The 18,758-nt window shown below is 69.8% G+C and carries 16 protein-coding genes and 2 tRNA genes; 11 read left to right on the top strand and 7 right to left on the bottom strand.

Going from position 1 to position 18,758, the window contains the following annotated elements; genetic code table 11:
* The 4 genes from N5D62_RS24475 to N5D62_RS24460 all read left to right on the top strand — a co-directional run.
* On the top strand, window positions 1-354 hold a 354-nt coding region (locus N5D62_RS24475), incomplete at its 5' end, for a uroporphyrinogen-III C-methyltransferase (RefSeq protein ID WP_279760581.1).
* 10 nt (window positions 355-364) lie between these two features.
* Entirely contained in the window at window positions 365-1,612 is a 1,248-nt protein-coding gene (locus tag N5D62_RS24470) for a heme biosynthesis HemY N-terminal domain-containing protein (RefSeq protein WP_279760580.1), read from the top strand.
* Window positions 1,613-1,673: 61 nt separating this feature from the next.
* Window positions 1,674-1,750: transfer RNA gene (locus N5D62_RS24465), tRNA-Arg, on the top strand.
* A gap of 111 nt (window positions 1,751-1,861) precedes the next feature.
* Window positions 1,862-1,938, top strand: a tRNA-Arg gene (locus tag N5D62_RS24460).
* Window positions 1,939-2,010: 72 nt separating this feature from the next.
* Here the strand turns inward: N5D62_RS24460 and N5D62_RS24455 are convergent.
* On the bottom strand, window positions 2,011-3,120 hold the full coding sequence (locus N5D62_RS24455) for a CaiB/BaiF CoA-transferase family protein (RefSeq protein ID WP_279760579.1): 1,110 nt from the start codon (window positions 3,118-3,120) through the stop codon (window positions 2,011-2,013).
* A gap of 185 nt (window positions 3,121-3,305) precedes the next feature.
* On the opposite strand from N5D62_RS24455, the gene N5D62_RS24450 reads away from it, so the two are divergent.
* On the top strand, window positions 3,306-3,929 hold the full coding sequence (locus N5D62_RS24450) for a hypothetical protein (protein ID WP_279760578.1): 624 nt from the start codon (window positions 3,306-3,308) through the stop codon (window positions 3,927-3,929).
* A gap of 130 nt (window positions 3,930-4,059) precedes the next feature.
* Window positions 4,060-4,626, top strand: a complete 567-nt coding sequence (greB, locus tag N5D62_RS24445) for a transcription elongation factor GreB (protein ID WP_279760577.1) — start codon at window positions 4,060-4,062, stop codon at window positions 4,624-4,626.
* On the opposite strand, the gene N5D62_RS24440 is transcribed toward greB, so the two are convergent.
* The gene (locus N5D62_RS24440) at window positions 4,627-6,894 is read right to left on the bottom strand and encodes a bifunctional (p)ppGpp synthetase/guanosine-3',5'-bis(diphosphate) 3'-pyrophosphohydrolase (RefSeq protein WP_279760576.1); all 2,268 of its coding nucleotides are present in this window, start codon (window positions 6,892-6,894) and stop codon (window positions 4,627-4,629) included.
* Between the two features lie 328 nt (window positions 6,895-7,222).
* Here N5D62_RS24440 and N5D62_RS24435 point away from each other — a divergent pair, with 328 nt between their 5' ends.
* The 4 genes from N5D62_RS24435 to N5D62_RS24420 all read left to right on the top strand — a co-directional run bounded on the left by N5D62_RS24435 (window position 7,223) and on the right by N5D62_RS24420 (window position 10,618).
* The gene (locus tag N5D62_RS24435; RefSeq protein WP_279760574.1) at window positions 7,223-8,077 is read left to right on the top strand and encodes a hypothetical protein; all 855 of its coding nucleotides are present in this window, start codon (window positions 7,223-7,225) and stop codon (window positions 8,075-8,077) included.
* A gap of 178 nt (window positions 8,078-8,255) precedes the next feature.
* On the top strand, window positions 8,256-8,510 hold the full coding sequence (locus N5D62_RS24430) for a hypothetical protein (protein WP_279760572.1): 255 nt from the start codon (window positions 8,256-8,258) through the stop codon (window positions 8,508-8,510).
* Between the two features lie 178 nt (window positions 8,511-8,688).
* Complete coding sequence (locus N5D62_RS24425; RefSeq protein ID WP_279760570.1) at window positions 8,689-9,780, top strand: histidine kinase; 1,092 nt, start codon at window positions 8,689-8,691, stop codon at window positions 9,778-9,780.
* A gap of 1 nt (window position 9,781) precedes the next feature.
* Entirely contained in the window at window positions 9,782-10,618 is an 837-nt protein-coding gene (locus tag N5D62_RS24420; protein WP_279760569.1) for a LytTR family DNA-binding domain-containing protein, read from the top strand.
* Window positions 10,619-10,639: 21 nt separating this feature from the next.
* Here the strand turns inward: N5D62_RS24420 and N5D62_RS24415 are convergent, their stop codons facing one another.
* The 5 genes from N5D62_RS24415 to kynB form a co-directional block, all read right to left on the bottom strand.
* Window positions 10,640-10,921 (bottom strand): hypothetical protein, encoded by a 282-nt coding sequence (locus N5D62_RS24415; RefSeq protein WP_279760568.1) that lies wholly within the window; start codon window positions 10,919-10,921, stop codon window positions 10,640-10,642.
* A gap of 173 nt (window positions 10,922-11,094) precedes the next feature.
* Entirely contained in the window at window positions 11,095-12,912 is a 1,818-nt protein-coding gene (locus N5D62_RS24410; RefSeq protein WP_279760567.1) for an aminopeptidase P family protein, read from the bottom strand.
* A gap of 349 nt (window positions 12,913-13,261) precedes the next feature.
* A complete protein-coding gene (gene kynA / locus N5D62_RS24405) occupies window positions 13,262-14,155 on the bottom strand; it encodes a tryptophan 2,3-dioxygenase (protein WP_279760565.1) in 894 nt (297 codons plus the stop codon).
* Window positions 14,156-14,163: 8 nt separating this feature from the next.
* On the bottom strand, window positions 14,164-15,468 hold the full coding sequence (gene kynU, locus N5D62_RS24400; RefSeq protein ID WP_279760563.1) for a kynureninase: 1,305 nt from the start codon (window positions 15,466-15,468) through the stop codon (window positions 14,164-14,166).
* Window positions 15,469-15,532: 64 nt separating this feature from the next.
* Window positions 15,533-16,180, bottom strand: coding sequence for an arylformamidase (gene kynB, locus N5D62_RS24395; RefSeq protein ID WP_279760562.1), 648 nt, complete (start codon window positions 16,178-16,180; stop codon window positions 15,533-15,535).
* 224 nt (window positions 16,181-16,404) lie between these two features.
* Between kynB and N5D62_RS24390 the strand changes: the two genes are divergently transcribed.
* Entirely contained in the window at window positions 16,405-18,753 is a 2,349-nt protein-coding gene (locus N5D62_RS24390; RefSeq protein ID WP_279760561.1) for a bifunctional salicylyl-CoA 5-hydroxylase/oxidoreductase, read from the top strand.
* Window positions 18,754-18,758 lie beyond the last annotated feature (5 nt).

Below are 18,758 nucleotides of genomic sequence, written 5' to 3'. Positions count from 1 at the left end.
CGCTGGACGACGCTCAGCGGCGACATCTGGCGCGAGGCCCGCGGCCTGCTGCGCGTCACCCGGATCGATCATCCCGAGGCCGCGTTGATCGCGCCCGAGCAGTCGTTCTTCCTGCGCGAGAACCTCAAGCTGCGCCTGTTGAACGCGCGGCTGGCGCTGCTGAGCCGCCAGTTCGACACCGCGCAGGTCGACCTGCGCGAGGCGCAGGCGATGCTGGACCGCTACTTCGACGCGCGCTCGCGCAAGCTGTCGCTGACGGTGGAGCTGCTGCGCCAGGTGCAGGGCCAGGCCCGCCAGGTCAGCGTGCCGCGTCCCGACGACACCCTCGCCGCGCTCAGCGCGGTGGCCCGCTGAGGAGATCGCCATGCGGATGGTGATCTGGCTGGTGCTGCTGTTCGTCGCGGCGGTCGTCGCGGCGCTGACCCTGGGCAACAACGACGGCCTCGCCAGCTTCTACTGGCGCGGCTGGCGGATGGACCTGTCGCTCAACCTGTTCCTGCTGCTGCTGGTGGCGGGCTGCTTCGCGCTGATGACGCTGATGCAGTCGCTGGACGCGCTGCTGACGCTGCCCAAGCGCGCGCGGCTGTGGCGCATGGCCCAGCGCGAACGCAGCGCCCAGGTCGCGCTGCGCGAGGCGTGGGCCGACTACTTCGGCGCGCGCTACAGCCGCGCCCAGAAGGCGGCGCAGCGCGCGCTCAACATCCAGGCGCAGACGCCGGACCTGGCGCAGGACGGCGCCTTCATGGCGCTGGCCCACCTGGTGGCCGCGCAGAGCGCGCACAAGCTGCAGGACCGCCGCAACCGCGACGAGCACCTGCGCCAGGCGCTGCAGGTGGCGTCGACCTCGGCCGGCGCGCGCGTGCAGGAAGAGGGCGCGCGGCTGCTGGCGGCGGAATGGGCGCTCGACGACCGCGACGCGCCGCGGGCCTTGGGGCTGCTGGGCGAACTGACGCCGGGCGTCGCGCGGCGCACGCAGGCGCTGCGCCTGAAGCTGCAGGGCAGCCGGCTGGCGCGCCAGCCGCTGGAGGCGCTGCGGACCGCGCGGCTGCTGGCCAAGCACCAGGGCTTCTCGAAGTCGGCGGCGCAGGGCTTGCTGCGCTCGCTGGCCTGCGAGGCGCTGGAGACCGCGCGCGACATCGACCAGTTGCGCGGCATCTGGCAGCAACTGGACGCGTCGGATCGCCGCGATGTGTTCGTCGCCTCGCGGGCGGCGAACTGCGCCGCGGGACTGGGCGCGCCGGAGGACGGCCGCGGCTGGTTGCGGCCGTTCTGGGAAGCGATCGCGGAGCAGGGCGCCGACGAGCGCCAGGCCCTCGCCGAGGCCCTGGTGCTGTGCGCGCCCGGCCTGGGACCGGAATGGCTGCAGCGGCTTGAAGGCGCGGTGCAGCGATTCCCCCGCGACGGCACGATGGCGCTGGCGCTGGGCCACGCGCTGGCCGAGCGCCAGTTGTGGGGCAAGGCGCGGCTGATGCTGGAGCAGGCCGCGGAGGACCGCGAGCTGTCGATCGCCGCGCGTCGCCGCAGCTGGCTGCGGCTGGCCGAGATGGCGGAGCAGGACGACGATCCGGAGCGTCGCGCGCGCTGCTTCGAGGCGGCGGCGCGGCTCGGTTGAATGTTTTTCGCCGAGATACTTGCGGGCCTCTGAAAATGCATGCTATAGTCGCAGTCTTTCAGCGGCTGTAGCTCAGTTGGATAGAGTACTTGGCTACGAACCAAGGGGTCGTGGGTTCGAATCCTGCCAGCCGCACCAGAAAAACTGTTGAATCCGAGGGAAACCAGAGATTCGGCAAGCACAAGAAGAAGTAACAAGAAAAACCTGGGGTCGCGCCCACGACGGCGGCCCCTGATCAGTAAAAGTCGAGCGGCTGTAGCTCAGTTGGATAGAGTACTTGGCTACGAACCAAGGGGTCGTGGGTTCGAATCCTGCCAGCCGCACCAAATCGAAAGGCCAGCGTTTCAAGACGCTGGCCTTTTTCTTTGCCTGGACGAAACGCGAGTATCTCGCGCGAGTTATTCCGGGCGAATATCGTCCTCGCCTGAAACCCGGTCGTCGAGATTCCTGGCGGCCGCGGCACCGGGTGTCGCCGGCGTGCGCGACAGTTTCGGCGCCGGCATCGGCCACGCATGGCCGTGCTGCGTGAAGAAGTTGCGCCGGGCTTGCTGATGCGGGTGGTGCGGCGCCTCCGCGGCGGTCAGTACCGGGGCGACGCAGGCGTCGCTGTCCTCGAACCGGGCCACCCAGTGCGCGAGCGTCCGTTCCCGGATCCGCGCCGCTACCCGCTCGCGCAAGGCGGGCCATTGCGCGGGATCGTCCTGGGGCAGGGGGGGAGGGAGTTCCAACCGGCGGATCAGCTCATCGTAGAAGGGCGCCTCGATCGCGCCGAGCGACAGCCAGCGGCCATCCGCGCATTCAAAGCATTCGTAGAAATGCGAGCGGTGCAGGAAGAAGTTGCCGGACGGGTCGTCGTTCCAGTGACCGCCCGCGCGCAAGGCCTGGATCAGCGTGCCCATGTAGCCGACCCCGTCCACGATCGCCGCGTCGATCACCTGCCCACGTCCCGAGCGTTTCGATTCCCACAGCGCGCACATCAGCCCGAACAGCATCGTCAGCGCCCCACCGCCGATGTCGCCCAGCAGGGTCGCCGCCAACGCGGGGGCCTGGCCGGGGCGGGCCGCGAACGGCATCAGGCCGGTGAGCGCGACGTAGTTGATGTCGTGACCCGCGGTGCGCGCCAAGGGGCCGGTCTGGCCCCAGCCGGTCAGGCGCGCGTAGACCAGCCGGGGATGCGCCGCCAGCAAGGTGTCGGGACCGAGGCCGAGGCGCTCCATGACGCCCGGCCGGAACCCTTCGACGAGCGCGTCGGCCTGGGCCACCAGGTCGCGCACGCGGGCCAGTCCCGCTGCCGATTTCAAGTCAGCCTCCACCACGGTCTTGCCACGGTTCAACGCGGCTCCGCCGCCGAGCCGTGTCTCGCCGCCCGGGCGCTCGATGACCGTCACCTCCGCCCCGAAATCGGCCAGGACCATGCCGGCGAATGGAGCCGGGCCAATGCCGGCGAACTCGACGATGCGCAGGCCGCTCAACGGGCCGCCGGTACCGGCGTCGGTGGGGTCGTTCATGCTGCGGGGTCCTCCTCGTGGTCGAACTCATCGCACCTTACCGCGAGCGCATGCCGGACGGTTCCGTCCGGAGAACCGCCCTGGCTGTTCGCCGCACTGGGCTCGTCGCGCGGATTCGCAAGCGGTCGACTGCACACCACTGCGGATTCGCCGCCAATCCATTTCATGGCAAAGGAAGCCAACACATGTTTGTCAACTCTCCGCAATTCGGCTGGGCGCCGTCCTTCGGCGGATTTCCCGCGATGGGCGCGCGGCCCGGCTTCGGTTTCTCGCCCTTCATGGGCAACCTGTTCGGTCACTCGATGATGGGCCAGAGCAGCCACTGGATGGGCGGAGGCTGGTGGCGCCCCAACCACCACCACCATCACCATCACGCCGGCGGGTGCGGCGGCGGTCATCGGCCCCACTGGTCCCAGGTGCCGCGCGAGGGGCACTGGGACTCGTCCAAGGGCGGGTTCGTCGTCGGTGCCAGCGGCCAACTGGAGGCTTCGATCCGCCAGCCCGACGCGGACTTCAACAACAAGATCCAGTACCGCACCGCCCGCGGGGACTGGCAAGACCTGGGCTGGTCCAAGGACACCGGCAAGACCGAGACGATCCATGCGCGGCCCGGATCGACGGTCGAGTTCCGCATCCAGACGCCTCAGGGCAACAACTTCCAGGCCGGCACGACCAACAACGTTGACGGTCGCGACCATGGCCAGGTCACGTCGACTGGCAACGGCGTGCGCATCGGCTTCGAGGATCTGCGCGACAACAGTTCCTTCGACGACGCGATCCTCGACATCCGGCACAAGCCGCGCTGGTGATCGCGGCGCGGCCGCTCGATGCAGCCATGGGCGGCGGGTGATCCCGCTCACGGATGAAGGCCGGCACGGCGACGTGCCGGCCTTTTTCATGGCGCGGCACCGGCGTGGACGAGCGCGACACAATAGCCGGATGAACAAGGCATTCACGAAGGAAAGCGACGCCGCGCCCGAGGACGACGACGACGGCCCGTCGTTGCCCGCGCTGCCCAAGGGATCGCGCAACTACATGACCCCGGCAGGCTATGCGCGGCTGCGCGCGGAGTTCATGCAGCTGCTGGACAACGAACGGCCGAAGATCGTCGAGATCGTGTCCTGGGCGGCGAAGAACGGCGACCGCTCGGAGAACGGGGATTACCTGTACGGCAAGAAGCGCCTGCGCGAGATCGACCGCCGGCTGCGCTTCCTGACCAAGCGCCTGGACATCGCCGAGGTCGTCGACCCGAGCGCCCATCACGGCAGCGACCAGGTGTTCTTCGGCGCGACGGTGACCTACGCCAACGCGAAAGGCGAGGAGCGGACCATCACGATCAAGGGCATCGACGAGTCGGACAGCCTCGCGGGCGAGGTGAGCTGGGTCTCGCCGATCGCGCGCACGCTGCTCAAGGCCCGGGAGGGCGACGAGCTGCAGCTGGTGACGCCGGTGGGCGTGGAGACGATCGAGGTCGTCGAGGTGAGCTACCCGAAGCCGACGGCCTGATCAGGGCTTCACGCGCCAGACGCGCATCACCGCGCTGGAGCGCTTGAGCGTGCGCAGCGTGTCGGCGAGGTGGAGCCGGTCGCGCACCGCGAGCAGCAGCGTCATCTCCGCCGTCTCGCGTTGCTGCGAGTCGTCGCTCATCGCGATGTGCGTGATGTCGGCCTCGGCGCTGCTGACGGCGGTCGCGATCTGCGCCAGCACGCCCTTGCCGTTGCGCATCAGCACGCCGACCTCGGCCTCGAAGCTGCGCGACAACTCCTCGCCCCAGCCGACCGCGATCCAGTGCTCGCTGTCGCGCTGGAACAGCCGGCGCCCGACGGAGCATTCGGCGGTGTGGACCACCAGCCCCTCGCCGCGGCCCAGGTAACCCTTGATGTCGTCGCCCGGGATCGGCCGGCAGCAGGTGGCCAGCCGCACGGAGGCGCCCTCGCTGCCGTCGATCAGCACCTGGCCCTGCGCCGGCGCGTCGTCGGTCGCGAAGCGTCCCATCGTCAGCAGCACCGCGTCGGGGCGCTGGCCCTGCTCGGACAGCGTGCGCGCCAGCTTCTTGGCGACGATGGTCGCGATCTTGCGACCCAGGCCGATCTCGACCAGCAGCTCGTCGACATGGCGGTTGCCGGCCCAGCGCGCCAGGTCCTGCCAGAGCGCGGCGGCGGTCTCGTCCTCGGCCTTCAGGCTGGGCAGCGCCAGGCCCTCGGCGCGCAGCGCCTGGGCCAGCATCTTGTGGCCGAGCTCGCGGGATTCCTCCTGCTCCAGGTTCTTCAGGAAGTGCCGGATCTTGGAGCGCGCCCGGCCGGTGCGCACGAAGCTCAGCCAGGCCGGGTTGGGCCGCGCGCCGGCGGCGGTGACGATCTCGATCACGTCGCCGCTGCGCAGCTCGGTGCGCAATGGCACCGGTTCGCCGTTGACCTTGGCCGCGACGCAGTGGTCGCCGACGTCCGAGTGGATCGCGTAGGCGAAGTCCACCGGCGTCGCGCCCTTGGGCAGCGCCATGATCTTGGACTTGGGCGTGAAGACGTAGACCGCGTCGGGGAACAGGTCGATCTTCACGTGCTCGAGGAACTCGGTCGCGTCGCGGGTCTCGTCCTGGATGTCGAGCAGGGATTGCAGCCAGCGCGAGCCCAGCTGCTGCGCGCCCTTGGCGTCGCCCTTGCTCTTGTAGAGCCAGTGCGCGGCCACGCCCTTCTCGGCGACCATGTGCATCGCCTCGGTCCGCATCTGGAATTCGACCGGCGTGCCCAGCGGGCTCACCAGCGTCGTGTGCAGCGACTGGTAGCCGTTGGGCTTGGGGATCGCGATGTAATCCTTGAAGCGGCCCGGCTGCGGCTTGTACAGCTGGTGCAGCACGCCCAGCGACCAGTAGCACTGCGGCAGTTCCTGCACGATCACGCGGAAGCCGAAGATGTCGCTGACCTGCGCGAAGCTCAGGTGTTTCTCGCGCATCTTCTTGTAGATCGAGAACAGCGTCTTCTCGCGCCCCTGGATCTCGGCGCGCAGGTTGGCCTCGGCGAAGGCCTTCTGCACGTCGCGCTCGATGCGCGAGACCAGGTCGCGCCGGTGGCCGCGGGCCTTCGTGACCGCCTTGGCCAGCGCGCCGTGCCGCCACGGGTGGATGTACTGGAACGAGAGTTCCTGCAGCTCGCGGTAGATCTCGTTGAGGCCGAGCCGGTGGGCGATCGGCGCGTAGATGTCGAGCGTCTCGCGGGCGATGCGGCGGCGCTTGTCGAACGCCATGTGCTGCATCGTGCGCATGTTGTGCAGCCGGTCGGCCAGCTTGATCAGGATGACGCGCACGTCGCGCGCCATCGCCAGCAGCATCTTGCGGAAGCTCTCCGCCTGGGATTCCTCGCGGGTCGAGAACTGCAGCTTGTCCAGCTTGGTCAGGCCGTCGACGAGTTCCGCGGTCGGCGCCTCGAAGCGCTCGATCAGCTCGGTCTTGGTGACGCCGCAGTCCTCCATCGCGTCGTGCATCAGCGCGGCCATGATGGCCTGCGCGTCCAGGCGCCAGTCGGCGCACAGGCCGGCGACGGCGATCGGATGGGTGATGTAGGGCTCGCCGCTGGCCCGGAACTGGCCCAGGTGGGCCTCGTCCGCGAACTTGTAGGCCTCCCGGATGCGCTTGACGTCCGCCTTGGGCAGGTAATGCAGGCGATGGACGAGGGCGTCGAAGGACGAGGCGTCGGCCGGCGTGTCCGGCGGCGTGGACCGGGGACCGGCCAGCCCGGTCAGGCCGGGGATGTGAGCGGTGGCGAAGGAGCGGAGACCCATGCGTGGCAATTTAACCGATGGCGACAGGGGTTTCCGGCGAGTGGACTTGGCGTTCCGGGCGACGCGGGGCGCACGGCGTGTCCTTCTTTCGCGGGTTTACCCCTATCAAGAAATTGCGAAAGCCGGGAATCGGGGCCTAAAGTCCGGTGATCGCCCGCCGATAAACCGTTCATGCCCCGGAAGGGCTTTGGCTTGGAGGAAGTTTCCGAGCCCGGCAACCGCTGGCCGGAATGTGCGGACACCTCGCGGGAGGCGCGCCATGATTGCTGCCCTGAACAACACAACGACTTCGAATGGTCCCGGTGCGACCACCGGGCAGTCGGCGCGCGTGCGCGAAGCTGACGTCTACGATCCCTCGACCGATGCGCCGGCCGAGGCGTCCGCCGTGGTGAGCCTGTCCTCGCAGGCGGCCAGCTTGGCCGCGTCCGGCAGCGGCGCCCCGGCCCAGGCCGCGACCGGCCCCGCCGTGGCCGTCCAGACCGCCACCGCCCAGGCGGTGACCGCGGCACCGGCCGCGCAGGGCGCCGCCGCCCAAGCCGCCGCGTCCTCGACGCCACAGCCGGCCGCCGTGGCCACGCCGTCCTCCGCCGCCGTCTCCGCGCCCGCGCCCGCGCCAGCAACCGCCCCGGCCGCCGCGCCCACCCCGGCCGCCACGACCACCCCGGCCGCCACGACCACCTCGGTCGCCACGACCACCCTGGCCGCTACGTCTACACCGACCGCCACGCCTTCCCTGGCCGCTACGCCTACCCCGGCCGCCGCGCCCCAGACGGCCGCCGCGCCCGCCGCACCAGCAGCCGCGGCTGCGTCGCAGACGTCCGCGACGGCATCCGCGAGCGCGGCCGCCGCGCCGGCGCCGGCACCCGTGCTGGCGCCCGCCTTGGCACCGCCCCCGGCGCAGACCGTGGTGGCGCAGTCGACCTCGTTCCAGGCGTCGAACGCTCTGGCGGCGCCGGTTGGTCAGTCGACGGTCGAGAAGTTCCCGCCGACGGTCAGCCTGATTCCCAACCTGGTCTACGCCGAGGCCGACAGCGACGAGAACGGCGTGATCTCGCCGGCCGAGCGGCGCGCCTACGACATCGTCCATCCGAAGCTGGGCGAGCGCCCGAGCGATGTCCCGCCAAAGCGGGTCGTCGATGCGGAGTTGCGCGAGTACACCTCGATCGCCAACAACCAGTTCTGACCGGTCGGCCCTGGGCGGGCCGGCCGACGAATCGCCCGATCGGGGGATTCGCCAAAGTCTTCCCCCTTCCGAGGGCCCACCTCAGTTGGGTAGGCATCGCGGCTTTCGCCGCGCAAAGTGGACTCCATCGCGGCCTCCTGAGGGCCGATCGCGCCGGGAGGCGCACAAGGAGTCAGCCATGCATTTCGCCGAAGTCGACACCGGGGACTACCGCATCTATGCCGGCGCGATCGAACGTCCGCGCCAGTTCGGCTATGTGGCGGCGGTCGTGGTGGTGCGGATGGGAGCCATCGAGGCGATGAACAAGCGGGAGGCCTTCCGCGACGAGAACCTGGCCGGCGGTTATGGCTGGGCCACGCCGGCGGAGGCGCTGCGCTTCGCGATCAGCGCCGGCAAGGAAGCGGTGATGTGCCGCATCGGGATGTACACATGAACGACGCGCTGTTCGAGGACTTCCTGCTGTCCCTGCCCCGGGTGAGCGACGTGGCGAGACCGCCGTCGCGTGCGAACACCGGCCCGTGTCCCGTGGCTCGACCGGCCCAACCCGTGCTTCGTCGCGCGGACACCCGCCGCGGCTTGGATCGCCGGGGCGTGCCCGCTATCGTGCGGGCATGTCGACCCCGGTCCTTCCCGTCAATCCGTCCGAGCCGGCGCATCCGGCCTGGCATGGGTTCGTCTCGTACCTGACGCCGCAGCGGGTGCTGCTGGCGCTGGCGCTGGCGACCGTTTTCGCGCTGGCGCTGCAGCCGATCTTCATCACGCCGTTCCCCGTCCTGCTGGGGCGGACGATGTTCGTGGGCATGCTGGCGCTGCTGGCGTTCTCGGCGGCGGGGCAATGGCCGCGGCGCCTGCCGCGCTGGTGGGCGCGCTGGTTGTTCCAGGTCGTGGTCGTGGCGGCGGCGGTGCCGCTGGCCACGCTGGCGGTGTACATGGTCGCGGTCGGTGGCGACTTCTCGAGCTTCGTCGAGTCCGAATCGCGGATGCTCGGTTTCCTGTGGATCGCCGGATCCGGCCTGGTCGTCGGCCCGTTGCTGGCGATGGGCGCGCTGTATCGGCAGCGCGATGCCGAGGCCCGCAACCAGGCGCTGAGCTTCGAGCTCGAGCGCAGCGAACTCGAACGCCAGGCGCTCGATGCCCGGCTGCGGCTGCTTCAGGCGCAGGTCGAGCCGCATTTCCTGTTCAACACGCTGGCCAACGTGCGGGCGCTGGTGGAGACCGGCTCGCCGCAGGCCGCGCCGGTGCTGCGCAGCCTGATCGCCTACCTGCGCGCGGCGATGCCGCGATTGCAGGGCGACGCGACCACGCTCTCCGACGAAGTGGCGCTGGTGCGCGCCTACCTGGAGCTGATGCATCTGCGCATGCCGGACCGGCTGGACTTCTTCGTCGACCTGCCGCCGGAGCTCGCCGGCCTGCGTTTCCCGCCGATGGCGCTGCTGACGCTGGTGGAGAACGCCGTGCGTCATGGCATCGATCCGAGCGAGGAGGGCGGCCGCATCGAGGTCGGCGGCGCGCTGCGCGACGGCCAGGTGCGGCTGTGGGTCAGCGACACCGGCGTCGGCATGACCCAGAGCATGGGCAGCGGCACGGGGCTGCGCAACCTGCGCGAGCGGCTGACGCTGTTCTACGGCCTCGGCGCCGGGCTGGCGCTCACCGAGAATCTCCCGCACGGCCTGCTGGCCGAGTTGCGCTTCACCCCGCATTGACATGACATCCGCTGCTTCCGCCCCCACCGCGCTGATCGCCGACGACGAACCGCTGCTGCGCGACAGCTTGCAGCGCAGCCTCGCGCAGCTGTGGCCGGCGCTGCAGGTGGTCGCCCAGGCCCGCAACGGCCGCGAGGCGGTGGAGATGTTCGATCTCCATCGTCCGGACATCGCCTTCCTCGACGTCCACATGCCGGGCCTGAACGGCATGGAGGCCGCGCGGCAGATCGCTCGGCAGGCGCATGTGGTGTTCGTCACCGCCTATGAGCAGTACGCGCTGCAGGCCTTCGAGCGCGGCGCGATCGATTACCTGGTCAAGCCGGTCGACGAGGCGCGCCTGGCCGCGACCGTCGAGCGGCTGCAGGAGCGCCTGGCCGAACGCGCGCGCCAACGGCCCGGCGCGGCGGACCAGGCGGCGCTGGAGGCGGTCATCGACGAGCTCGCGCGGCGCATGGCGAAGCCGCCGGGCGTCGCGCCGGCGCAGGCCGGAGGCGCGCTGGCCACCGACACCGGCCCCTTGCAATGGATCCGGGCCTCGGTCGGATCGACGCTGAAGCTGATCCCGGTCGACGAGATCCTGTTCCTGCGTTCCGACGAGAAGTACACGCTGGTGGTCACCGGCGAGGGCGAGGCGCTGATCCGCACGCCGATCCGCGAACTGATCGAGCGGCTCGACCCGCAACGTTTCGTGCAGGTCCACCGGTCGGTGGTCGTGAACCTGCATGCGATCAGCCACGTCACCCGCGGCCCCAACGAAACGGCGGACCTTCACCTGAAGGCCCGTCCCGAGGTGTTGCCGGTCAGCCGCAGCTACCTGCACCTGTTCCGGCAGATGTGAGCGATCGGCTGGGCGACCGGCTCAGCGCTTGGGCTGGGTCTGCTCCAGCGGCTGGGGTGCCGCCGGCATCGGCAGGTTCTGCGACTTGCCCTGCACGACGACCGGATCCAGCTGCCACATCCGCACCCCGACGCTGATCATCTGCGCCACCGCCATCACCGCGACCGCGATGATCGCGGCCATCAGCACGGTGTGCAGCGCGCCGTCGGAGAACCGGTGCATCGCGCGTTCGTCGTTCGTGGCCGGCGCGGTGCGTGCGTGCGAGCGCCAACCGTGCCAAGCCTGAGAGAGTCGTGTGTCCATGGTCTCTGCTCCTCGTCGACTACCTGCATCAAGTCTAGGTGGCGGCTCGAAGCGCTTCCAGGGAGGCCGAACGCAAAAAAGCGTGGCTCAGCCACGCTTTCCAGCAGTTCGTCGCAAGCCTGGTCGCAGGTGGTCCGCAGACCAACTGCGACCGGCCGCGGAGGCCCGAGGGCTCAGCGCCCCAGCGGCTCGGTGCGGGTGTTCAGCCACGCGAGCGCGTCGCCGTCGACCAGCGGCGCCAGGCGGGCGCGGACCTCGACGTGGTACGCGTTCAGCCAGGCCAGTTCTTCATCCGACAGCAACGCGACGGCGATGCAGCGGGTGTCGATCGGGCACAGCGTCAGCGTCTCGAAGGCCAGCATGTGACCGAACTGCCCCTTTTCGGGGGTGTCGCGCTCGACGTTCAGCACCAGGTTCTCGATCCGCACTCCCCATTGGCCGGGGCGATAGAGGCCGGGTTCGATCGAGGTGATCATGCCGGGCTCCATGGCCATGTTCGCGTCGGGCACGGCCTTGGAGATGCTTTGCGGGCCTTCATGGACGTTCATGAAGTAGCCGACGCCATGGCCGGTGCCGTGGCCGTAGTCCAGGCCATGGGCCCAGAGCGGGGCGCGGGCGATGGCGTCGAGCATCGGGCTCAGCGTGCCGCGCGGGAACACGGTGCGGGACAGGGCGATCGTGCCCTTGAGCACCAGCGTGTAGTCGCGGCGGTGGTCGTCGGTGATGGTGCCGATGGGCCAGACGCGGGTGATGTCGGTGGTGCCGCCGAGGTACTGGGCGCCGGAGTCGATCAGCAGCAGGCCGTCGCCGGCGATCTGGGAGAAGGCTTCCTCGGTGGCGCGGTAGTGGGGCATCGCGCCGTTGGGGTTGAAGCCCGCGATGGTCGGGAACGACAGGCCGACGAAGCCGGGGCGCTTGGCGCGCTCGGCGGTGAGCCGTTCGTCGATCGTCAGTTCGGAGATCTGCTCGCCGCGGGCCAGGGCGGCTTCGAACCAGGCGTAGAAGGCGCACATGGCGGCGCCGTCCTGGGCCATCGCCTCGCGGACGAACTGGGCTTCGGCGGCGTTCTTGCGGCTCTTGAGCAGGGTGCTGGGGTTGATGGCCTCGACGACGGTGGTCGTGGCAGGCAGGGCCTCGCGCAGGCCCAGCGTCACGCGGCGCGGGTCGATCAGCACCGTGGCGTCGGCGGGCAGGGCGCCGAGCGTCGCCCGCGCGTCGGCGTAGGGCGCGAGACGCACGCCGTCCGCGGCCAGGCGCTGCGTCAGGGCCGCGTCGATCTTGCCGGGTTGGACGAACAGCGTGGCGCCCTGGGCGTCGAGCAGCGCGTGGGCGAGGAAGACCGGGTTGTAGGTCACGTCCGAGCCGCGCAGGTTGAACAGCCAGGCGATGTCGTCGACGCTGGAGATCAGGTGGTGGGTGACGCCGTGGCGGGTCATGGCGTCGCGGACCTGGCGGAGCTTGTCTGCGCGGCTGACGGTGGCTTGCGGGGCGGCGTGCTCGTAGATCGGGGCGTCGGGCAGGCCGGGGCGTTCGTCCCAGGCGTGGTCGATCAGGTCGAGGCCGGTGTTGATCTGGATGCCCTTGGGGCCGAGGGTGGCGCGCAGTTGCTTGTCCACGGCGAGGCCGAGGACCTGGCCGTCGACGACCAGGGTTTGTCCGGGCTGCAGCGTTTCCGCGAGCCAGGCGATGTGTTGGGTGGAGGGGCCGGAGGCGATCTTGAACAGGGCGATGCCGCTGTCGGCGAGTTCGCGTTCGGCCTGGGTCCAGTAGCGGCTGTCGGCGAACAGTTGGGCGTCATCGAGGGTGACGACGAGGGTGCCCATGGAGCCGGTGAAGCCGGAGAGGACTTCGCGGGCCTGCCAGCGACGGGGCAGGTATTCGGAGAGGTGGGGGTCGGCCGAGGGCACCAGGATGGCGTGGGCGCCGGCGTTGCGCAGCGCGTCGCGCAGCTTCGAGATGCGCAGCTTGATCTGGGAGAGACGGGTGTCCATGGGCGGGCCTCGGCAGGGTTGGCAGGCAACGACGGGGGGCCACCTGATGAGCGACCCACGTCAAACCAACGATTGTAAGGATCCGCCCCAACGGCGGATGAGCGACCCGCCCACGGCCCCTTTCGGTGAACGAGCAACCCGCCCACGGCCCCTTTCGGTGGACGAGCGACCCGCCCACGGTCCCATTCGGTGGATGAGCGACCCGACCACGGTCCCATTCGGTGGATGAGCGACCCGACCACGGTCCCCTTTCGGAAGTATTAGGAGGAATTTGGCACCCGGGAGGGTGCCAAAGGGGGACATGGAGAAAGGGGACCGTGGTTGGGTTGCGAACGCTCGGTCGGAGCAATCAGAGTTCCGTGCGCAAAGCCCACAGCTCCGGGAACAGCACGACGTCGAGCATCTTTCGCAGATAGCTGACCCCACCGGTTCCCCCGGTCCCGCGCTTGAACCCGATGACGCGTTCCACGGTCGTGACGTGCCGGAACCGCCAAAGCCGGAACGCGTCCTCGAGGTCCACGAGTTCCTCGCCCATCTGGTAGAGGTCCCAGTGTTCCTTGGGGTGGCGATAGACCTCGAGCCAGGCCGCCTTGACGCCGTCGTCGGCGGTGTAGGGCTGGGTCCAATCGCGCTGCAGCCGCGCGGCAGGCACCTGGATGCCGCGCCGCTGCATCAACCGCAGGACTTCGTCGTACAGCGACGGAGCCTCGTAGGCCGTCTTCACTTCTTCCAGCAGGTCGGCCCGATGCGCATGCGGCTTGAGCATCGCGGCATTCTTGTTGCCGAGCATGAACTCGATGCGCCGGTACTGCGCGCTCTGGAAGCCGCTGCTGTTGGAGAGGTAGGGCCGGATGGCCGAGTACTCGGGCGGCGTCATCGTGCCGAGCACGTCCCAGGCGTGGACCAGCTGTTCCATGATCCGCGACACCCGCGCCAGCATCTTGAAGGCTTCGGGCAGTTGGTCGGCGGCGACGTTGGCGACGGCGCCGTGCAGCTCGTGCAGCATCAGCTTCATCCACAGCTCCGAGGTCTGGTGCTGGATGATGAAGAGCATCTCGTTGTGGTCGGGCGAGAGCGGATGTTGCGCGCTCAGCACCCGGTCCAGGTGCAGGTAGTCGCCGTAGCTCATGTCCTTGGAGAAGTCGAGCTGCGCGCCTTCCTCGCGGACGATGGCTTCGCCGCCGGGCGCGGGGGTGTCCGCGCCGGTGTCCGTCGTCGGTCCGTTGCCGGAGCCGTGTCCCATCGGGCAACTCATGTCACTGCCGCCTGCTTGTTGAAGCGCGCCTCGCGCCACTCGCCGGTGGCCAGCACCTGGTGCAGGTGCTCGACCGTGTCCCACACGTCGGCGAAACCGACGTACAGCGGCGTGAAGCCGAAGCGCAGGATGTGCGGCACCTGCTCGAGCCGGGCCGCGTCGCCGGCGCGGTAATCGCCGATCACGCCGCGCTCGATCAGTGCCTGCACGACCGCGTAGCTGGCGTCCTGCAGCGGCGCCTTCAGCGCCAGGCAGACCTGGCTGCCGCGCTGCGCCGCGTCACGCGGCGAGACGACGATCACGCCTTGCTCGCCGCAGCGCTGCTCCGCGAGCCGCGCGAACAGCTCGGTCAGCGCGATCGACTTCTCGCGCAAGGCCGCCATGCCGCCGAAGGGCTCGGCCGCCAGCAGCGTGTCGACGCCGCATTCCAGCGCCGCCGTCGACAGGATCGCCGGCGTGCCGCAGATGTAGCGCTTGATGCCCGGCGCGGGCGCGTAGTTCGAGGTGAACTGGAACGGCGCCGCATGTCCCAGCCAGCCCGACAGCGGCTGCCAGAAGCGGTCCGCGTGGCGCGGATGCGCCCAGACGAAGGCCGGCGCGCCGGGGCCGCCGTTGAGGTACTTGTAGCCGCAGCCGATCGCGAAGTCGGCGTCGGCGCCGTGGAGGTCGACGGGAATCGCGCCGGCGGAGTGCGCCAGGTCCCACACCGTCAGCGCGCCGGCGGCGTGCGCCGCGGCGGTGACCGCCTTCATGTCGTGCTTGCGGCCGGTCCGGTAGTTGACCTCGGTCAGCATCAGCACCGCGAGCCGATCATTCAGCAGGCCGGGGATCTCGTCGACGTGGTCGACCAGGCGCAGCGTCATGCCGTGCTGCTCGGCCAGGCTTTCGGCGATGTACAAGTCGGTGGGGAAGTTGCTGCGCTCCGACACGATCACCGTGCGCCGGCCGGCGCCGTCACCGTCCTTGACGATGCGCAGCGCCGCGCTCAGCACCTTGTACAGGTTCAGCGAGGTCGAGTCCGCGACGATCGTCTCGCCCGGCTTCGCGCCGATCAGCCGGCCGATCTTGTCGCCGATGCGCGCGGGCAGGTCCATCCAGCCGGCGGTGTTCCAGCTCTTGATGAGGTCGCGGCCCCATTCGTCGGCGATGACCTGCTGCACGCGGGCGGCGGTCGCCTTGGGCATCGCGCCCAGCGAGTTGCCGTCCAGGTAGAGCGTGCCCGCGGGCAGCGAGAACTGGTCCTTCAACGGCGCCAGCGGGTCGGCGGCGTCCAGGGCCAGGCAGTCTTGTCGTGTCGTCATGGGCGTTCCAGACAAAGCGATGAAATGAGGGAAGGGGATGGGAAGGGGGAGGCGGCGCGAGGACTCAGAGCGCCCGCAGCACCGCGCGCACCGGTGACGCGCAGGCGCCGGCAAGCTTGAGCGGCAGCGCGATCAGTTCGTAGTCGCCCTCGGGCACGTCGTCGAGGACCAGGTTCTCCAGCACCCGCAGGTCCAGGCGCAGCAGCCGCTGGTGGCTGTCCAGCGTCTTGCTGGTCGCGGGATCGACGGACGGCGTGTCCAGCCCGATCAGCTTGACGCCGCGCGCGGCCAGCCATTCGACGGTCTCGGGCGCGTAGGCGCTGAACTCCGGATTCCAGGTGGTGTCGGCACGCTCGTTGCAGCGCACCAGCACGCGCGGGGGCAGCTCGTGCGCGGCGTGCTCGAGGTGCTCGATGCGGATCAGCGGGCCGCAGCCGATCGCATGGATCACCCGGCAGGGGCCGAGGTAGGGATCGAGCGCCACCTCGGCCGCGCTGGCCACGCCGTCGGCGTAGTGCAGCGGCGCGTCGGCATGCGCGCCGACGTGCGGCGACATCGTGATCGCGCTCAGGTTCACCGGGCAGTCCGGCGACAGCCGCGCGGTCCACTTCAACGCATAGGGTTCGTCGCCGGGAAAGATCGGCGCGTCGCTCGCCACCACCGGCGAGATGTCCCACAGCGATCGCGGCGTGGATTGGCTTGTTGACTTCATCTGCTGCTCCTGCCGGCCCTCGGCGCGGCGGCGCGCACCTTAGCGCGGGGCCTGACGTCGTGGTGTCGGTTAATTCCAACAAGGCCCGACCGATTCCGCAAGCCGCGAGGGCCGACGACGCCGATGGGTTCAGGGTTATCCAGATCGTTGACACCTCAACTATCAAGGCCTAAAGTGATCCCGTCAAGCAGTCACCGTCCGGCGCGAGCCGGCGCCCCGGAATCATGCGTATCACCTGCATCGGCGGCGGCCCCGCCGGCCTGTACTTCGCGCTGCTGATGAAGCGGCAGGACCCCGCCCATCAGGTGACGGTGCTGGAGCGCAATCGCGCCGGCGACACCTTCGGCTGGGGCGTCGTGTTCTCCGACCAGACGCTGGCCGCGCTGCGCGAGGCCGATCCGAAGACGGCCGAGCGGATCCTGCAGTCGTTCAATCACTGGGACGACATCGCGGTGCACATCGACGGCCGGACGATGGTCTCGGGCGGGCATGGTTTCTGCGGCATCGGCCGGCGCCAGCTGCTGGACATCCTGCGCGAGCGTTGCGAGGAACTGGGCGTCGAGATCCGCTACGAGACCGACGTGACCGACGACGCCGGCATCGACGCCGACCTGATCATCGCGGCCGACGGGCTCAACAGCCGGCTGCGCCAGAAGTACACCGCGACCTACCAGCCCGACATCGACCTGCGCCAGTGTCGGTTCGTGTGGCTGGGCACGACCAAGCTGTTCGACGCCTTCACCTTCGATTTCCAGAAGACCGAGTGGGGCTGGTTCCAGGCGCATGCCTACCGCTTCGACCAGACGCATTCGACCTTCATCGTCGAGGCGCCGGAGCCGGTCTGGAAGGCCGCGGGCCTGGAGGACATGAGCAAGGAGGAGGGCATCGCCTTCTGCGAGCGACTCTTCGCCAAGGTGCTCGACGGGCACCCGCTGATCTCCAACGCGTCGCACCTGCGCGGCTCGGCGCAGTGGATCCGTTTCCCGCGGGTCGTGTGCAAGCGCTGGGTGCATCACAACGGCCGCGCGCCGGTGGTGCTGATGGGCGACGCGGCCCATACCGCGCATTTCTCGATCGGCTCGGGCACGAAGCTCGCGCTCGAGGACGCGATCGCGCTGGCCCGCGACATCGAGCGCCATGGCGGCGGTGTCGAGAGCCTGTCCGCCGCGCTCGAGGAGTACGAGGCCACGCGCTCGATCGAGGTGCTGCGCATCCAGAATGCCGCGCGCAATTCCACCGAGTGGTTCGAGAACGTCGAACGCCACGCGCGCCTCGCGCCGGAGCAGTTCGCCTACTCGCTGCTGACGCGCTCGCAGCGCATCTCGCACGAGAACCTGCGGCTGCGCGACGCCCGCTACGTCGGCGAGTACGAGGCCTGGCTGTCCCGCCGCGCGGGCCTGGACCGGCCGGCGCCGCCGATGTTCACGCCGTTCACGCTGCGCGGCGTGACGCTGAAGAACCGGGTCGTCGTCTCGCCGATGGCGCAGTACTCCTGCGAGGACGGCCAGCCGGGCGACTACCACCTGGCGCACCTGGGCGCCCGCGCGATGGGCGGCGCGGGGCTGGTGTTCGTCGAGATGACCTGCGTCTCGCCCGACGCGCGCATCACGCCGGGATGCCCGGGGCTGTGGAGCGACGAGCAGCGCGACGGCTGGAAGCGGATCGTCGACCACGTGCACCGGTCCTCGACCGCGAAGATCGCGATGCAGCTCGGACACGCCGGCGCGAAGGGCTCGACCCGCGTCGCCTGGGACGGCATCGACCAGCCGCTGGACGAGGGCAACTGGCCGCTGATCTCGGCCTCGCCGCAGCAGTACCTGGACGGTGTCAGCCAGTGGTCCCGCGCGATGACGCGCGAGGACATGGACCGCGTCCAGGCCGATTTCATCGCTGCCACCCGGCGCGCCGCCGAGGCCGGTTTCGACTGGCTGGAACTGCACTGCGCGCACGGCTACCTGCTGTCGAGTTTCCTGTCCCCACTGACGAACCAGCGCACCGACGCGTACGGCGGCTCGCTGGAGAACCGGCTGCGCTATCCGCTCGAGGTCTTCGCCGCGATGCGCGCCGTCTGGCCGCAGGACCGGCCGATGTCGGTGCGGATCTCCGCCAACGACTGGGTCAGCGGCGGCACGACCACCGACGACGCCGTCGCGATGGCCGAGGCCTTCAAGGCCGCCGGCGCCGATTTGATCGACGTGTCCTCGGGCCAGGTCAGCAAGCGGGAGAAACCCGTCTACGGCCGCATGTGGCAGACGCCGTTCAGCGAGAGCGTGCGCAACCGCGCCGGCATCGCGACGATCGCGGTGGGTGCGATCTCGGAGGCGGACCATGTCAACAGCATCGTCGCGGCCGGCCGCGCGGACCTGTGCGCGATCGCGCGGCCGCACCTGGCCAACCCGGCCTGGACGCTGACCGAGGCCGCGCGGATCGGTTACCTGTCCGGCCCCGGCCTGGACTGGCCGGCGCAGTACCTGTCGGGCAAGAGCCAGATGGAGCGCGAGTTCGAACGTCAGCGCGCCTTGGGCGGCGGCGCGGCCGCGCAGGAGCAGGCCAACCGCGCGCTGGGCGTGTGAGCGGC

The organism is Mitsuaria sp. GD03876 (assembly GCF_029840635.1).
Classification (GTDB): domain Bacteria; phylum Pseudomonadota; class Gammaproteobacteria; order Burkholderiales; family Burkholderiaceae_C; genus Roseateles.
The sequence above is the reverse complement of the archived record's forward strand: the minus strand, read 5'-3'. Positions and strand labels throughout refer to the sequence as shown.

Bases quoted from the DNA above. Each gene is read 5' to 3' on its own strand.
- N5D62_RS24470 (WP_279760580.1), top strand. From the start codon at position 365: ATGCGGATGGTGATCTGGCTGGTGCTGCTGTTCGTCGCGGCGGTCGTC.
- N5D62_RS24425 (WP_279760570.1), top strand. From the start codon at position 8,689: ATGTCGACCCCGGTCCTTCCCGTCAATCCGTCCGAGCCGGCGCATCCG.
- N5D62_RS24415 (WP_279760568.1), bottom strand. From the start codon at position 10,921: ATGGACACACGACTCTCTCAGGCTTGGCACGGTTGGCGCTCGCACGCA.
- kynU (WP_279760563.1), bottom strand. From the start codon at position 15,468: ATGACGACACGACAAGACTGCCTGGCCCTGGACGCCGCCGACCCGCTG.
- kynB (WP_279760562.1), bottom strand. From the start codon at position 16,180: ATGAAGTCAACAAGCCAATCCACGCCGCGATCGCTGTGGGACATCTCG.
- kynA (WP_279760565.1), bottom strand. From the start codon at position 14,155: ATGGGACACGGCTCCGGCAACGGACCGACGACGGACACCGGCGCGGAC.
- greB (WP_279760577.1), top strand. From the start codon at position 4,060: ATGAACAAGGCATTCACGAAGGAAAGCGACGCCGCGCCCGAGGACGAC.
- N5D62_RS24440 (WP_279760576.1), bottom strand. From the start codon at position 6,894: ATGGGTCTCCGCTCCTTCGCCACCGCTCACATCCCCGGCCTGACCGGG.
- N5D62_RS24410 (WP_279760567.1), bottom strand. From the start codon at position 12,912: ATGGACACCCGTCTCTCCCAGATCAAGCTGCGCATCTCGAAGCTGCGC.
- N5D62_RS24455 (WP_279760579.1), bottom strand. From the start codon at position 3,120: ATGAACGACCCCACCGACGCCGGTACCGGCGGCCCGTTGAGCGGCCTG.
- N5D62_RS24390 (WP_279760561.1), top strand. From the start codon at position 16,405: ATGCGTATCACCTGCATCGGCGGCGGCCCCGCCGGCCTGTACTTCGCG.
- N5D62_RS24420 (WP_279760569.1), top strand. From the start codon at position 9,782: ATGACATCCGCTGCTTCCGCCCCCACCGCGCTGATCGCCGACGACGAA.
- N5D62_RS24450 (WP_279760578.1), top strand. From the start codon at position 3,306: ATGTTTGTCAACTCTCCGCAATTCGGCTGGGCGCCGTCCTTCGGCGGA.
- N5D62_RS24430 (WP_279760572.1), top strand. From the start codon at position 8,256: ATGCATTTCGCCGAAGTCGACACCGGGGACTACCGCATCTATGCCGGC.